This is a genomic window from Streptomyces hebeiensis (assembly GCF_052983195.1).
The window spans coordinates 489,484-504,887 of sequence record NZ_CM129812.1 but is presented as its reverse complement, the minus strand read 5'-3'; the positions used below and the strand labels follow the sequence as shown (position 1 = coordinate 504,887).

At 70.6% G+C, this 15,404-nt stretch carries 13 protein-coding genes and 2 pseudogenes; 10 read left to right on the top strand and 5 right to left on the bottom strand.

What is annotated here, in order from left to right; genetic code table 11:
• Positions 1-43: 43 nt before the first annotated feature.
• Positions 44-1,162 carry an alpha/beta hydrolase-fold protein gene (locus ACU6P3_RS02115; RefSeq protein ID WP_447195644.1) on the bottom strand — a complete coding sequence of 373 codons (1,119 nt, stop codon included), beginning with the start codon at positions 1,160-1,162 and terminating at the stop codon, positions 44-46.
• Between the two features lie 224 nt (positions 1,163-1,386).
• Here ACU6P3_RS02115 and ACU6P3_RS02110 point away from each other — a divergent pair, with 224 nt between their 5' ends.
• The 5 genes and pseudogenes from ACU6P3_RS02110 to ACU6P3_RS02090 form a co-directional block, all read left to right on the top strand.
• Entirely contained in the window at positions 1,387-1,596 is a 210-nt protein-coding gene (locus ACU6P3_RS02110) for an MbtH family protein (protein ID WP_447195643.1), read from the top strand.
• A gap of 27 nt (positions 1,597-1,623) precedes the next feature.
• Positions 1,624-3,201, top strand: a complete 1,578-nt coding sequence (locus ACU6P3_RS02105) for an amidohydrolase (protein WP_447195642.1) — start codon at positions 1,624-1,626, stop codon at positions 3,199-3,201.
• 122 nt (positions 3,202-3,323) lie between these two features.
• Positions 3,324-3,638: pseudogene (locus ACU6P3_RS02100) on the top strand (amino acid permease); the annotation flags it as partial.
• 203 nt (positions 3,639-3,841) lie between these two features.
• On the top strand, positions 3,842-4,822 hold the full coding sequence (locus tag ACU6P3_RS02095; RefSeq protein ID WP_344272914.1) for a GlxA family transcriptional regulator: 981 nt from the start codon (positions 3,842-3,844) through the stop codon (positions 4,820-4,822).
• A 236-nt stretch (positions 4,823-5,058) separates the two neighbouring features.
• Positions 5,059-5,634 (top strand): annotated as a pseudogene (locus ACU6P3_RS02090) (DJ-1/PfpI family protein); the annotation flags it as partial.
• Between the two features lie 296 nt (positions 5,635-5,930).
• Here ACU6P3_RS02090 and ACU6P3_RS02085 read toward each other — a convergent pair.
• Positions 5,931-6,605: a DUF4158 domain-containing protein gene (locus tag ACU6P3_RS02085; protein WP_447198181.1), complete on the bottom strand. Its 675-nt coding sequence runs from the start codon at positions 6,603-6,605 to the stop codon at positions 5,931-5,933.
• 334 nt (positions 6,606-6,939) lie between these two features.
• Between ACU6P3_RS02085 and ACU6P3_RS02080 the strand changes: the two genes are divergently transcribed.
• Both ACU6P3_RS02080 and ACU6P3_RS02075 read left to right on the top strand, forming a co-directional pair.
• The gene (locus ACU6P3_RS02080) at positions 6,940-7,389 is read left to right on the top strand and encodes a spore-associated protein (protein WP_447195641.1); all 450 of its coding nucleotides are present in this window, start codon (positions 6,940-6,942) and stop codon (positions 7,387-7,389) included.
• 234 nt (positions 7,390-7,623) lie between these two features.
• Positions 7,624-9,138: a carboxylesterase/lipase family protein gene (locus tag ACU6P3_RS02075; RefSeq protein ID WP_447195640.1), complete on the top strand. Its 1,515-nt coding sequence runs from the start codon at positions 7,624-7,626 to the stop codon at positions 9,136-9,138.
• A 143-nt stretch (positions 9,139-9,281) separates the two neighbouring features.
• Here ACU6P3_RS02075 and ACU6P3_RS02070 read toward each other — a convergent pair whose 3' ends face one another.
• Complete coding sequence (locus tag ACU6P3_RS02070; protein ID WP_447195639.1) at positions 9,282-10,247, bottom strand: epimerase; 966 nt, start codon at positions 10,245-10,247, stop codon at positions 9,282-9,284.
• 176 nt (positions 10,248-10,423) lie between these two features.
• Between ACU6P3_RS02070 and ACU6P3_RS02065 the strand changes: the two genes are divergently transcribed.
• Positions 10,424-10,834: a hypothetical protein gene (locus ACU6P3_RS02065; protein ID WP_447195638.1), complete on the top strand. Its 411-nt coding sequence runs from the start codon at positions 10,424-10,426 to the stop codon at positions 10,832-10,834.
• A gap of 84 nt (positions 10,835-10,918) precedes the next feature.
• Here the strand turns inward: ACU6P3_RS02065 and ACU6P3_RS02060 are convergent, their stop codons facing one another.
• Together ACU6P3_RS02060 and ACU6P3_RS02055 are read right to left on the bottom strand one after the other, a co-directional pair.
• Positions 10,919-11,779 (bottom strand): helix-turn-helix transcriptional regulator, encoded by an 861-nt coding sequence (locus ACU6P3_RS02060; RefSeq protein WP_447195637.1) that lies wholly within the window; start codon positions 11,777-11,779, stop codon positions 10,919-10,921.
• Between the two features lie 250 nt (positions 11,780-12,029).
• Positions 12,030-13,379: a COG1361 family protein gene (locus ACU6P3_RS02055; RefSeq protein ID WP_447195636.1), complete on the bottom strand. Its 1,350-nt coding sequence runs from the start codon at positions 13,377-13,379 to the stop codon at positions 12,030-12,032.
• A gap of 222 nt (positions 13,380-13,601) precedes the next feature.
• Between ACU6P3_RS02055 and ACU6P3_RS02050 the strand changes: the two genes are divergently transcribed.
• Complete coding sequence (locus ACU6P3_RS02050) at positions 13,602-14,063, top strand: GNAT family N-acetyltransferase (protein ID WP_447195635.1); 462 nt, start codon at positions 13,602-13,604, stop codon at positions 14,061-14,063.
• A gap of 188 nt (positions 14,064-14,251) precedes the next feature.
• Positions 14,252-15,370 carry a phospholipase D-like domain-containing protein gene (locus ACU6P3_RS02045; RefSeq protein WP_447195634.1) on the top strand — a complete coding sequence of 373 codons (1,119 nt, stop codon included), beginning with the start codon at positions 14,252-14,254 and terminating at the stop codon, positions 15,368-15,370.
• The last annotated feature ends 34 nt before the right edge of the window (positions 15,371-15,404 follow it).

The window sequence follows — 15,404 nt, the reverse complement described above, 5'->3', positions numbered from 1 at the left end:
CGGGCGGGCGCGGGGGCGTGGCGGCACACCCCTCCGCAACCGCTCAGGCGAGAGCCCAGGCGACGTCCCTGAGCAGGGCGTGCCGCCAGCCGGCCCGGTCGTGGCCCGACGCCGACCGCGAAACCCGTACGGTCGCGCCGGCCCGCTCGGTCAGGGTCTCGGCCAGCTCGCAGTGGGGCAGCATCCGGGTCTCGTGTTCCCCCACGTCGAACGCGCACCGCAGGCGGGACAGGTCGGGGCTCCGGCGCAGCCGCGCGGCGATGGCGCCGCCGACCGGGCCGCCCAAGGGGTCCGCCCGGTCCATGGCGCCGGGCGTCCACCAGAAGGAGGCCGACTGGCAGGCGACCCGCGAGACCAGGTCCGGGAACTCCAGCGCCGCGTACAACGCGCTCAGCCCGCCCAGGCTCTGCCCGGCGACCACCAGCCGGTCCGGGTCGGCCGGTACGCCGGATTCCGCCACCAGCGGCAGCAGTTCGTCCCGTACCGCCTCCCACAGTTCGGGCCTGCACCCGAACTCGGCCTGCCGGTCCTTGGCCGGGAGGAAGACCAGGGTGACGGCGGGCATCTCGCCCACGGCGACGGCCGAGTCGAACGCGGTCATCGCCGGGTGCAGATGCAGCCAGTCGTCCCCGTCGAGCAGCAGGACCACCGGTCCGCCGCCGCCTGCCGGGTGCACACGCACGGTGCGCCGTCCGCCGAGCCGTTCGCTGGTCCAGCGGAGCCGGGCGCGCGGGAGGGGCAGTACGACGTCGGCGCCGGAGCCGAGGACGGGCCAGTGCGGCTGGTCCGGGGCGTCAGGGGTCGCGGCGATGGACCGGTCACCGCCCGCGCCGACCGGGTTGAACGGGTCGGCGTGGGCCGCGTCACCCACGATGAGCCGGTAGGTCACCCGCAGCCGCGCGGGCATGCGCACTTCGGCGTACCAGCAGTCCGTGCCGGCCCATCGGCTCAGGGGGACCGGCGGCGACCAGCTCTCGAAGTCGATGACCGCACGCGCCCCGCGCCACAGGAACAAGGTCAGCCAGCCGCCGCCGTCGGCGGGCACCGACACGGGTGTCCGGGCCGCGGCCCAGAACTCGTCGCTGCCCGGTTCGCCGGGCAGTCCGAACCTGGCGAAGGCGTTCTCCGCGCCGGTCGCGGAGCCGGAGCGGGGATCGGTCACGGCCGGCCGTCGCGGCGGTAGCGCGCGGTCCGGAAGAACGTGCTCGGGGGCGCCTTCGTGGTCTCCTCGGTGCGGACCCGTTCGATCACCAGGCGCATGAGCATCTCCTTGTGAGAGGGAAGGACAGAGGTTAGGCTCGTCCTGCATTAGGTGAGCCTAACCTAATGGCGCCCACTCATGACATGGCAGTCACCGGTCCGTCGGACCCGAGGAGGCACTGACACATGAGCACCAACCCTTTCGACGACCCCGAAGGCCGCTTCCTGGTCCTGGTGAACGACGAGGGGCAGCACTCGCTGTGGCCGTCCTTCGCCGAGGTTCCCGGGGGATGGACGGTCGTCCTCGACGAGAACACCCGCGAGGCATGCCTGGACTACGTCGAGACCCACTGGACCGACCTGCGCCCCCGGTCCCTCGCGGCCTCCTCCGACTGACTCCCCGCGGTCGGAGGGACACCGTCGATGCTCTGCACCAGACTGACGAACGCGCGCTTCGTCACCATGGACCCGGACCACCCGGTCGCCCGTGAACTGGGCGTCTGGCGGGGCCGGATCGTGGGCCTCGACGACGCCGTGACCTCTCTTCCCGTACGCGAGGTGATCGATCTGCAGGGCGCCACCGTGCTGCCAGGGTTCATCGACGCCCATGTGCACCTGGCCTGGACGGGTTTCAAGGAGAACACCGTGAGCGTCGCCGGCCGCACGCGGATCGAGGACGTGCTCGCCGTCGTCGAAGAGACCGTCACCCGAAAGGGCGAGCCCGCCGCCTGGGTAAGCGTCGCCGGCTACGACCAGCGCGCCCTGGGCCGCCATCTGACCGCTGCCGAACTTGACCGGGTCAGTCACGGGCACAGGGTGTTCCTGCTGCACGAATCCGGGCACGGCTGCCTGGTCAACTCCGCCGTTCTCGCCCTGCTCCCCGCCGGCATCCCGCACGACAACGGCTTCCTCGTCGAGGGCGCCATGGGGGCCGCCCGCGCGCTGCGCCTGCCGTATTCCCAGCAGGAGTTGGCAGGGGCGATCGGGCGGGCCGCCCGGACCTGTCTGGCCGAGGGCGTCACCGCCTGCGCCGAGGCCGGCATCGGCAGCGCCCTCTTCGGCCACAGCCCCGTCGAGCTGGGGGCCTACCAACTCGCCCAGGAGCAGGGCCAGTTGCCGCTGCGCGTGCAGCTCATGGTGTCCGCCGACCGGCTGCGTCCGGTCGCCGCGCACGACTCCGACGGCATCCCCCGGGCCCTCGATCTCGGGCTGCGCACCGGGTTCGGCGACGACCGCCTCTCCTTGGGCGCGCTGAAGATCTACACGGACGGCGGCATGATGGCCAGGACCGCCGCACTCACGGATCCGTACGAAGGGCTCGATCACGCGGGCCAGTTGCAGGACGACCCGGACGCGCTCGCGGACACGATCGTGGACGGGCACCGCGCCGGATGGCAGCTCGCCGTCCACGCGATCGGTGACCGCGCGGCGGACCTCGCCCTGGACGCCCTCGAACGAGCCCAGCGCCACTGGCCGCGCCCCCGCGCCCGGCACCGCATCGAGCACGCCGGCCTGATCCGCCCCGACCAGCTTCCGCGCTTCGCCCGACTCGGTGTCAGCGCGGTTGTCCAGCCCAATTTCCTGCGCCGCTTCGGTGACGACTACGCGGCGATCATGGGCGAGGGGCGGGCCCCGTGGCTCTACCGCGGCAGGGCGTTCCTGGACCACGGTATCCCCCTCGTCGGCAGCTCCGACCGTCCCGTCGCGGACGGATCCCCGCTGCGGGCCGTTCAGTTCATGGTCGAGCGTGCCTCCGAGTCCGGCCAGGTGATCGGCCCGGACGAGGGCGTCACCGTCGACGAGGCCCTGCGTGCCTACACCGTCGCCGGCGCCCGGGCCTGCCACTGGGAGGACGACCTGGGCAGCCTCACCCCGGGCAAGTACGCCGACCTCGTCGTGCTCGGCGACGACCCCCGGCGCGTCGACCCGTCACGTATCGGGGACATCGAGGTGGCGGCGACATACGTCGGCGGCAGCGAGGCCGGAGGACGGACGCCGTAGGGGGTGTGACCCGCGTGCGCCCGTGGCCTGGGGTTGCGGCCGGCGGTCCGGCTCGGCTTCCGTATCGTCTCCCGATATCGGAGTGCGTCACGTACGCGGCTGTGCCGCCGAGAGAGTGGGCCATGAGCAAGCCATCGACCGCCGCCGGGATGCCGGACGAACTTCAGCGGCGGCTCGGGGTGTCCGACGCCGTGGTGATCGGCCTGGGGTCGATGATCGGCGCGGGGATCTTCGCCACCCTCGCGCCGGCCGCGCACGCCGCCGGGTCCGGGCTGCTGATCGGCCTGGCGGTCGCTGCCGTGCTCGCCTTCTGCAACGCCACGTCCTCGGCCTGGCTCGCGGCCCGTTAGCCGGCCTCCGGCGGCACCTACGTCTACGGCCGCGAACGCCTCGGCGACTTCTGGGGCTACCTGGCCGGGTGGTCCTTCGTGGTCGGTTGGATGGAAGAGCGGGAAGCTCATGCCGGGCACGTTGTTTGCCTGCTGGCGTTCCTCGACCAGGGCCTTCATCGGTTCCACTCGGTCGGCTCCTGCGGCACCGAGAATTGATCAAGGGTCCGTACCTGGCAGTGCCTGATCCGTCCGGTCTCCGGCGCTGGTTGTCCTCGTGGGTGCCGGTGGAGCTTGCCTACTGTGTCCGTGTGAGTGATGTGACGAGCGGGTGTACGGGACGGGTGGTCGTGCTGGTGCTGCCCGAGGTGAACCTGTTGGATCTCGGCGGCCCGGTACAGGTCTTCTATGCGGCAGCGCACTTGGGCGGCTGCTACCGGCTGGAGTACGTCGCCGAGACCGGCGGGGTGCGCTCGGCGCAGGGGCTGGAGCTCGCCGGGCTCCAGGCGCTTGCTGCGACGCAGGCGGGACCGGGTGACCTGGTGCTGGTCCCGGGGCCACGGCTGACTGGATCCGACCGGCTGGTGTCGAGCGCCGCAGTGCGATGGCTGCGGGATGCCTATGACGCGGGGGCGCGGGTGGCGTCGGTGTGCAGCGGCGCCGCGGCCCTGGGAGAGGCGGGGCTGCTGGATGGCCGGTCGTGCACGACGCACTGGTCGCTGACCGGAGCGATGCGCGAGCGGTATCCGGCAGCCCGGGTCCGCGAGGCGGCCCTGTACGTCCACGACGGGCGCATCAGTACCAGCGCGGGCATCTCCTCCGGGATCGACCTTGCGCTGTCCCTCGTCGAACGCGACCACGGCCCGGAACTGGCCGCCGCCGTCGCCCGTGAACTGGTGCTCTATCTACGGCGGGACGGCGATGCTGCCCAGATCAGCCCTTTCCTGCGCTACCGCGACCATGTGCAGCCCGCCGTGCACCGGGTGCAGGACCACCTGGCTCAGAACGTGGATGCCCCGCACTCCCTCGAGGAGCTCGCAGCCGTTGCCCATCTGTCGCCGCGTGGTCTGACGCGGGCGTTCACCACAGCCACCGGGATCACTCCGCTGGCCTACCAGCGCCAGCTGCGCCTGGAACGGGCCCGTGCCCTGCTGACGGACACCGACCTGACTGTGGAGACGGTCGCTGCCCGTTGCGGCTTCCGTGACGCACGGCAGTTGCGCCGTCTGGTCACCGAGAGCTTCGGCATTCCGCCGTCCCGGCTCCGCACGCAGTCGCGCCCCGCCAGCTGAAACGCCCGCCGGGAACGGCTCCTGACGCCTTCCCTCGGCCAATTCCTTTCTTGTTCTCCCCATGGGGGCGGTTGCGTGTACCACACCGCCATCGATCAACCGTTTTATGGAGGTATATCGTGTCAAGGTTGACCAGGAGGCGCCGGGCGGTCCGCCGTGCGGGCCGGGTGCTCACGGGCACGGTGCTGTCGGTGGCGTCGTTCGCCGGGATCGCCTTCGCGGGGGTGAGCACGTCGATGGCGGATAGTTTCGCGCCCGCACCTGCCGCGTCGGACGCGGGTGCGTGGCCGACCACGCGGGCCGTTCCGAGCAGCCGGATCACGGTGGCCGTGGTGGTCAGCAACGAGGGGGCCGTGGCCACCGACGTGATGGCGCCGTACCAGGTGTTCGCCGAGTCGGAGAAGTTGTTCGTCTACACCGTGGCAGCCGAACGCCGTGTCTCCCCGCTGTCCGGCGGGGCCCATCTTCTGCCCGACCACACGTTGGCCGAGGTGGACAGCGGAGTGGTCCCCGAGCCCGATGTGGTGGTCGTGCCCGCGGTGACCGACCCGGCCGACGCCAAGGAGGCGCGGTTGCGTGAATGGATCGTGGAGCGGCACCGCAAGGGTGCCCGTGTTCTGGGAGTATGCGCGGGCTCGGAGCTGCTGGCGGCCTCCGGCTTGCTGGACGGCCGGAACGCGACCTCCTTCTGGTCCGACATCAGCTCCCTGAAGCGCCAATACCCCCAGGTGCACTGGAAGCGCGGCCAGCGATACGTGGAGGACGGCCGGGTCACCACCACCGCCGGCGTCACCTCAGGCACGGTCGGAGCCCTGCGGGTCGTGGAGGAACTCGCAGGCAAGGACGAAGCCACCCGAATCGGGAAGGGCCTGTCGTATCCGGGCTGGACTCCGGACGGGCCAACCACGATCCCGGCAAACCGCCTCACTCCCGGCGACCTGCCGTACGCGCTGAACGCCGCGTTCCCCTGGCTGCGCTCCACGGTGGGGATCGGCCTGGTCGACGGCGTCGATGAGATTGACGCCGCAGCCGCCTTCGAAGCGTACGGCGGGGTGTCCTTCAGCGCACGTACGGTGGTCCTCGGCAGCCGTGGCACAGTCACCACTCGTCACGGCCTCGTCCTGATCGCCCAGCCGACAGGTTCCAGCTCCCACGGAGTGGACCGCTTCGTGGTGCCGGGCGTCGCGGACGTGTCGGCTGTCGACGCGTCGCTGCGCACCTGGGCGCACCGCAACAAGCTGGCCGTCGAACTGCCCGGCGGGGGACGGCGTGACGGTGAGTTCGGCTTCGATCCTGTCCTGCGTGACCTCGCCCGCCACAGCGACCGCTCCACGGCCCGGGTCACGGCGAAGTTCTCGGAGTACCCCTTCTCCCACCTGACGCTCACTGGGGCGGCCTGGCCCTGGCGGTCGACCCTGCTGGCCGTCGCGGCGGCCGCGGTCAGCATCGGTGCGGGGTTCCTTTCCATGCGCCGGGTCAGGTTCTTGAAGTTGGCCGTCCTCTCCGCCCGGTACACCGGCAGCGTCCCCTCCGGCAGCTCCACCTGCCGCCGCACGAACTCCAGCACTTGCTCCGGCACATCCTCCAGGCCCGGGAAACACCCCATCCGCTGATACGACTTCAGCATCAGCATCAGCAACAGGGCCAGCAGATGCCCGTCCCCGTCCGTCGCCCCGGCCGCCTGCTCCAGCTCATCGCGAGTCGGCGAGAAGAACAAGTGCAGCTCATGCGCGGTGATCAGCCGCTTGAACCGCGGATACGCGGACCGTTCGATCGAGGTCACAACCCACCCCGGGCCCCGAGACGATGGTCAACATCACCACCATCGACGCTGAGCCAAACGGGTGACGGGCCAGGCATTCAAGGCTTCAAGATCAACTCATTGCCCCTGTGACCCGCATCTGGGTCACACCCACCGTAACCTCGGCGCCGCGGTACCGGCCCGCCTCCCGTGGCGACGGCCGGGGTGGGTCGATCGGCGGCCGGCCCGGTGGGCGTCCCCGCACCCCTCCGGCGTTCGGGTCGATATCCCGACATGAATACGGCGCAACCATCCGTGCCGCTCGCGTGTCACATCAAGTGTGAGTAAACCGCTCTCAAGAGTACAAGGGGGAAATATGAGGATCATCCGCAATATCGCGACCGCCGGGGCGTTGACCGCGCTCGCGGTGGGCGTCACGACCGCGTTCGGCACGACCGCTTCCGCCGCACCCAACGTCACGCCGCAGGGTGTCTGCGGCAAGGCGTACAAGACCGTGAACTCGGCGCCCGTCGGCTCACTGGGCACCGTCTACCTGACGTACAACTCCTCGACCGGCAAGAACTGCGTCGCCACCATCCGCGCCAACCCGGGTGCGGCCAAGCACATGTCCGCGAGCATCTACGTCCCCGACACCGAGGAGTGGGCCGGGGACGACGGGAACTACACGTCGTACGCGGGGCCGGTCTCCGTCTACGGCAAGGGCCACTGCGTGAGCTGGGGCGGCAGCATCGACAACGTGTACGTGTCGGTGGAGAACTCCAACTGCGCCTCCCTGAAGGAGCGCCGGGTCACCGAAGTCCGCTGATCCGGCCCGTCACCCGGCCGCGCACGCCCGCACCGCTGACTGTCGTCGGTCGTCGGGAAGGTGTGCCTCGGCCGGTGAACAACGACTCTGGCTTGCGGCGGGGACGGCCGCCCCGTCCGCAGGCCGGACAGTCGCGTCGGCCACTCGGCCCGCCTCCAGGCCGACTGGCGTTGTGCCGGACCGCCGGTGGCAACTCATTCGCGAAACCGTAGGGGTCATGGCAGCTTGTGTCGTATGAGTGACAGGGCAGGCGCGGGGGCGGATTTCCGGACGACGAGCGGTCACGTACGCGGCATGCGGTCGGCCGACGGACTTGTGGCCGTTCTCGGCATCCCGTACGCCGCCCCGCCTTTCGGTCCTGACCGTTTCCGTCCTCCGCGGCCTGCCGCCCGCTGGGGCGGAGTGCGTGACTGCCGGAGTTTCGGGCCCATCGCGCCGCAGTCGGCCGTGCTGCCCGGCTCGCCGGTGTGGCGGCCCGGGGACGAGGAGGTCCTCACCGTCAACGTATGGGTGAGCGGGCGGCCGGACGGCGGCCCGCTGCCGGTGCTGTTCTGGATCCACGGCGGCGCGTACACCTTCGGCTCCTCCGCCCAGCCCGATTTCGACGGGGCCGCGCTCGCCCGCGCCGGAGTGGTCGTGGTCAGCTGCAACTACCGGGTCGGTTTCGAAGGCTTCGGCCATGTGCCGGGCTTCCCGGACAACCGCGGGCTGCTCGACCAGGTGGCCGCCCTGCGCTGGATCCGGGAGAACATCGACGCGTTCGGTGGCGACCCCCACAACGTCACGGTCGCCGGGCACTCCGCCGGGGCGGGGTCGGTCGCCTGCCTGATGGCCATGGAGCGGGCGCGCGGGTTGTTCCGCCGGGCCATCGCCCACAGCGCGCCCCACGCGTCCTTCACTGTCGAGGCCGCCGCGGCGCTCATGTCCAGGATCGCGGCCGAGGCCGGTGTCGTCCCAACGGGCGACGGGCTGCTCTCCGCCTCGCCGCAGCTCCTGGTGGCCGCCTCGGACAAAGTCGCCGGACAGTGCTCGGCCGACCCCGTAGTGGCGGTCCAGGCGTACGACCCGGTGGTCTTCCAGCCCGTCGTCGACGGCGATGTGCTGCCCGTGGACCCGCTCCGCGCGCTCGCCGCCGGCGCCTCCCTCGACGTGGACCTCCTGGTCTGTCACACCCTGGAGGAGTACCGGTTCCTGTACGAGATCGGAAGCGTGCGAGCGATCACCTCGGAGCGGGAACTCGAGGACTTCGCCGACGCCCTCCGTCTCCCCGCCCGACTGATCGCGGGCTACCGCGCGCTGATGCCCGGCGCTTCGCTGCTCGACCTCTACCTCGCGCTCTTCGGTGACGCACGGTTCGGCGAGTACGGCAGCCGGCTTGCCGAGCACCATGCGAGAGCCGGCGGACGAGCGTATCTCTCCCGCTTCGCCCGCAGGCGCGTGACGCCGAGCGGGGCGGCCAGCCCCTGGCACACCGCCGACGTCCCGTTCGCGTTCGGCAACCTGGACGCGGACGGCGCCGCCTTCCTCATCGGCGGTATCCCCGACGAACAGGACCGAGCCCTCTCCCGGCGCATGCTTCGCGCATGGGCCGACTTCGCCGCGTGCGGCGACCCCGGCTGGCCTCCGGTCACCGCCGATACCACCATGGTGAAGTTCTGGGCCGTTCCGGGCGACTGCGTCGCCGACGACGCCGGCTCCGACGTACGCGCGCTGTGGCGGGGCATCCCGTTCGACCCCTCCAGGCGGTGAACGCCCGCCGGAGCCAGGCACCTTGGAGGCCGGCCGGTGGCCAACCGGGGCCGGTGTGGTGCGGCCCCGGCCGCGCCGTCGGGGCGGTGGTACGGGACGCTGCCGCGTCTCTTCCGGGAGAAGACGGGTGTCGCCGCGGGGATTCACGCGCCCCGCCCAGATGCCGTACGAACCGGCCTCGCCCGCTGCACGAGGGACATGGCGGCCCTCTCCCACTCGGGATACGCGAAGGTGAGCCCTGCCGCGCGCAGTCGCCCCGGCACCACCCGACGGCTCTTGAAGAGCAACTCCGTGTCCGAGCGCAGCGCGAACGCCCCCAACCGGGCCATCCGGCGTGTCGCCGGCAGCCCCAACGGGACGCCCCAGGCCCTGCGCAGCGCTCGCGTGAAGTCGCGGTGCGGAAGGGGGCCGGGCGAGGCGAGGTTCACCGGCCCCTCGAGGTCGTCCCGGGCGATCAGGAACTCCACCGCCCGTACGAAGTCCTCGTCGTGGATCCAGGCGACGTACTGCGCGCCCCCGGCCACCGGACCACCCAGCCCGAGTCGCGCCAGCCACGACAACACGTCGAACACGCCGCCCCGATCCGGGCTCATCACCATCGCCGAGCGCAGCGCCACCTTGCGGGTGGCGGGAGTCGGCGCCTCGGCCTGCGCCCGTTCCCAGTTCCGCGCGATCTCGACGCTGTACGCCCAGTAGTCCGGCACCCCGGTCTCCGAGCCCCCGATCACCCCGGTCGCCTCGTCGTGTGCCGCGTCGAAGCGGTGCGCGTAGATCGTCGCCGTGCTCATCTGCAGCCAGACGCGCGGTGGCCGCGCGGCGGCGGCGATGGCCTCGCCGACCGCCCGCGCCGAATTGACCCGGGAGTCCATCATGGTTCGCAGGTTCTCGGCGGTGTAACGGCAGGAGACGCTTCGTCCGGCCAAGTTGATCACGGCATCGCAGCCGTCGATCGCCGCGGCCCAGCGGCCGAGCGTGGCCCCGTCCCAGCCGACGTCGCGCGCCCGCACGGGACGCCGGGTCACCACCGTGACCTCGTGCCCGGCCGCCGTCAGCGCACGGTCGAGAATCCTGCCGACCTGTCCGGTTCCCTCGGGCAGCACTACCTTCATCGAACCCCCTCGGCTTTGCCCGGCCTCAGCGTATCCCTTCTTTTTGAACACGTTCAACCAATCGGTGGGGTGCACGCCCACGGCGCGGCCGGCTCGCCGGTGAGGAAGCCGGTCGTGTCAACAAGGGCGACCACTCCCCGAGAACGGGGGACGCCGGGCCCGGCTCCGCGCCGGTGTTGAAGGACTACACCCGCCTCACACCCGACAGCCGCTGGCAGGAGGGAGCGGGTTTCGGCTGGGTCGGCAACACGCCCGCCGCCACCGACACCGGACTCTTCGACGTCGTGCGCCGGGACTACGTACGCGGCAACGCCCCGACCGTGCTGCGGCTGAGGCTGCCGGCCGGACGCCACGCGGCGCATCTGCTCACCGGTGATCCCAACACCTTCACCAGGACGCTGATCGTCCGCGTGGACGGAGTCGAGAAAGCCCGTAGCGAGCAGCTCGACGGCCGGCAGTTCGCCTGGCTGCGCATCCCGCTGGACGGCGGTCCCGCAGGGAGGGAGGTGGACCTGGAGTTTTCCGCGAAGCAGGGCCAGACCTGGCATCTCAGCGCCTGCGTGGTTCTGGCGGACGGCCAGGAGTGAGCGTAGGCCGTACGACCCCGGGGCAGCTCGGGCGGTGCGCGCCGGACGTGCGGCATGGAGGCCACCGCTTCGGGATCCGGTTGTTCAGTGTGCCGGTCCGTTGATTTCCTGAGTGCCGATGACCGCGAGCAGGTCGAGCAGGCCGGCGCTGTCGGTACCGACGGCGGGGGTGAACCAGAGCAGTCGTTGCCGGCCGTCCTCGCTGAACAGGCTGAGGCAGTTGACCTCGATCAGACCGAGCGCGGGATGGTTGAGACGCTTGCGCTCGTTCCGTCGGAGAGCCACGTCATGGTCGGTCCACAGCGTGGTGAACTCGGGGGAGAGGCTGAGCAGCGCATTGACCATCGAGCGGGCCTCGGCGTCCTTCGCGTCCCGCCGGGCGGCGGCCGCGCGCAGATCGGCGACGAAGGCGCGGGACTGGGCCGCGTGATCAGCTTCCGGATAGAGCTGTCGAGCGTCCGGTTCGGTGAACCACCGGTGGGCGAAGCTCGCCCGAGCACCCCTGAATCCGGAGTGGTCCCCGAGCAGCGCCACCGCGAGGGGATTCTGGGCGAGGGTGACGTGCAGGTCGGTGATGACCTGGGCGGGTGTGGACGTCACCCGACTGAGCAGGTCGAGCATTCCGGGGTGGACGTGTGAGGCGGCCGGGTCGAGCACGGGTACCGGGCGGTCCGCCAGGTGGTAGAGGTAGTCGCGCTCGTCAGCGGTCAGCCGCAGCGCCCTGGCCAGAGCGGCGATCATCTGCGCGGACGGTTGGGACCCGGCTCCGCGTTCGAGCTCGTTGTAGTAGTCCACCGAAGCCCCGGCGAGCTGGGCGACCTCCTCGCGTCGCAGTCCGGACACCCGGCGCCGAGGTCCGGTCGGGAGCCCGACGTCGGCCGGGCGGATGCGTGCGCGCCGTGACCGCAGGAAGGCGCCCAGATCCGTGAATTTCGCAGAACCCATGAGGTCGATGGTGCGCCGGGCCGGGGCCCGGACCCAGGGGATGTCGTCCCCTGGTTCGGCCGGCCGGTGTCACGCATGGTGGACGCATGGCCGCTCCGCCACCTTCACACACCGGCGGCGGAGCGGGTTGGCGATGTCGTCGGCGCGCCGTCCGGCGTCGGCCGGCCTCGCCGATGCGCGCCCGGGGCAGCCCGGGCCGTTCACCCCGCACGCCGGCCTCTGACCATTTCCCGCACCAGCAAGGAGCGGCTCAGTTGACGGTCAGGACAGCCGTGTTGTTGGTGCTGTCCGGGTCGAAGGCGAACTCACCGAACTCGGGATGAATGCTCACTGCGCCGGTCGAACCGGGCACCGCGGTGTCGACCCGCAGAGAGAAGTCGTACGAACGTTCCATGTCTTCCAGCACCCAGTACGGCAGCGCGCAGTCGTAGCGCGGGGCGCCTGCCCGCTGCGGGTAGTAGCCTCCGGAGAGGGTGTGCGGGGTACAGCTGGACGGGACACCGGTGACCGTGGTGCCCGCGGGGACGATCAGCCGGACCTTGGCGGCCGGGTCTCCGGAGCCGAGGTTGCCGAACCAGGCCGGGCCGTTGTTCCTGAACGTGAGCCGGGCCGTGACTGTCTCGCCCTGCGCGCCGGAGACCGTGTCACCGGTCACCGAGAAGTCCGCGGTGTTGGCGGCCTGGATCTCCTGTATCGCGTAGTTGTCGACGGAGTCGATGTCTTCGACGCCACCGCCCGGCTCGACGCTGATGTCGAGCCGCTCGTTGAGCGCGTGTGCGGCGAGCCGCACCTTCAGGGGCGCGGGCAGCTCGAAGGAGTGGCCCGGCGCGAGTGCCTGGTCGAAGGAGCAGGTCGCGTACGTCATCGGTACGTGCTCGCCGTCGCTCGACCGCGTGTACGTGCACGCGTCGTACTCGGTCAGTTCCTTCAGGCCGTACGAGGCCATCAGTCGCACCGTGAAGCCGCTCGCGCTCTCGTTGCCCTTGTTGGTGACGCGGAAGGGGACGGTGAGAGCGGTGCCGGGCCCGGCATTCCCGACCGGGGGGATGTCGCCGATCGCCAGGTCGGGTCCGGAGGTGACCGTGAGCGTGGTGTCGAAGCTCTCGTGAGGCGCGGTGAGCGTGCCCTCGGGACCGCCGGTGGCCGACGCCTCGTAGGTGATCCTGCCGCTCGCGCCGGCCGCCGCGCCGTCGGCCGCGCGGACCGTGAGGCGGATCTGGCTCCGGTAGTCGGGCCCGAGTACGGGTACCTCGGGCACGTCGCACACCGCGGTCGTGCCGGCCGGCGCGCAGTTCGCCGGCCAGGTCACCTCGGCGACGCCGGCGAGACCGGAGATGTCCACGGTGACCTCGCCTTCGGTCACCGTGAAGTTGTTGTTGTCGTGGTACAGACCGATGTCGAGCGAGCGCGATTCCGGTTGCCCGCCGGCCGTACCGAGCGGCATCGCATGCTCGTACGGCACATTGAGCCACAGCTGGTCGCTCTGTGGCTCGTCCACGGACGCGGACGCGGGCGCGGCGAAACCGGCTGTGAGCAGGCCGACCGCCGCGGTGATACCGGTTCCGACGCACAGCGCGCGCCAGGCAGAGGCAGGTCTCATGGGACTCCCCCCATTGGATGGCCGGACAGATGGTGGCCATGACGAATGACGCACCGGGGCCTCCGGGCGTACACATTCGACGATCAAGGAGGTCGGATGGTTGTACGGGATGGGGCGTTGCCGTGTCCCCGAGGCGCGCGGGCCGCACGCCGCCGCCTACTTCTCCCGCGTGCCTGCCGGATGCGAAGATCGTAGGACCCACATCTGGACCGGGGGACATGGATGGACGTGCTGATCAGGCCCGCTCGGGCGACGGAGGCCGAGATACTCACCGACTTGGCGCTGCGGTCCAAGTCGCATTGGGGCTATGACGCCGAGTTCCTGGAAGCGTGTCGGGACGAGCTCACCGTTGGCGCGAGTGAGGTCGCGCGCCGACGAGCTCTGGTGGCTGACAGAGATGGTCACATCCTGGGCTTCACGACTCTCGAGGGCGACCCACCCGTCGGCGTTCTGGGCATGATGTTCGTCGAGCCGCGAACCATCGGCCGGGGGATCGGCCGCCTCCTGTTCGAAAGCACCCTCGCTGCCGGACGAGACCTGGGGTTCACCCGGCTCACGATCGACGCCGACCCGAATGCCGAGCCTTTCTACCGCGCGATGGGCGCGGTGCGCACGGGAGATGTCCCCTCGGGCTCCATCGCCGGCAGAGTGCTGCCGCGGCTGGTGGTCACGATCCGGCGCTGAAAGGGTGCTGCTCGACAACCTCGTTGGGAAGCCCTTCGCCGAGCGTACTCGCCGTGCGTGATGCCATCGGTGCGTGTGGGGCAGCAGCGAGTCCGGACACGAGCCGCCATGGCTTTCCGGCCACCGCCGTGAAACGATCACGACTTCGTCATCTGGTGTCCACGGGAGTGGACCGGGGAGGGGAAGACGTGCGTATACGCATGCTGCTCATGGCGGTGGTGGCGCTCGTCGGCACCACGCTGACGGGGGGACCGGCATCTGCCGCACAGGCCGATCCGCCGATCGCCACCGGTGCCGTCTTCAGCAATCCGCGGGGGACGACCGCGGAGAAGAACGCGATCAAGAACCACATCATCGGTGCGATCGGCAATACCCAGAGCGGCCGGCTGATCCGAGCCTCGCTCTACGCGCTGACCGACCAGGGATATGTCGACGCCCTGACGTCCGCCCATACCCGGGGCGTCAACATCCGGGTCGTGCTCGACAGCAAGTTCGCCGACCGGGACGCGGCGCGGAACCTCATCGCCGCGCTCGGCACCGACCGCTCCGCGCGGTCATGGGTCCAGGTGTGCACCGAGAACGCCGCGTGCATCGGCAACAGCGGGTCCGGACTGATCAACCACAACAAGTTCTTCACCTTCTCCCGCATCGGCGACGCCGGCGAGGCGGAGGACGTGGTCATCCAGACCTCGGCCAATCAGACCCCGGTCAACACCGGCAAGTACTGGAACAACGCCTACACGGTCGTCGGCAACACAGCTCTCTACACGGCGTACGTCGGCTACTTCAACGATCTGGCCGCCATGAGGAAGAACTCCGACTACTTCACCCAGGGCAAGGTCGGCACGGAGAAGTACTACTTCTTCCCGCAGCGCACGGGCGACATCGTGGTCAGCATCCTCTCCAACCTGTCGTGCGCGGACAACGGGAAGGTGAGCGTGGCCGCGTTCGCCCTGCATCGCGACGAGGTGGCCGCGAAGCTGAAGGCCATGGCCGACCAGGGCTGCTCGATCCGCGTCGTCTACCACGACAGCAACGACGCGGCCGAGCTCACCGGGCACAGGAACATCGACCTGCGGCGGCTCTCCACCTCCGACGGCTACCTCGTGCACTCGAAGTACATCCTGATCGAGGGCACGTACGCGGGCCACGCCGACACCAAGTGGACCTTCACCGGCTCCCACAACCTGGACTACTCGTCCCTCCGCGAGAACGACGAGGCGCTGCTCCGGCTGGAGGGGGCCGCGCCGTACGACGCGTACCTCCGTGACTTCACCTCCCTGCAGGGCGCCGCCACCAAGGTCTGATGACCCGGCGGCCCCTCGCTCGCGGTGCGGCGTG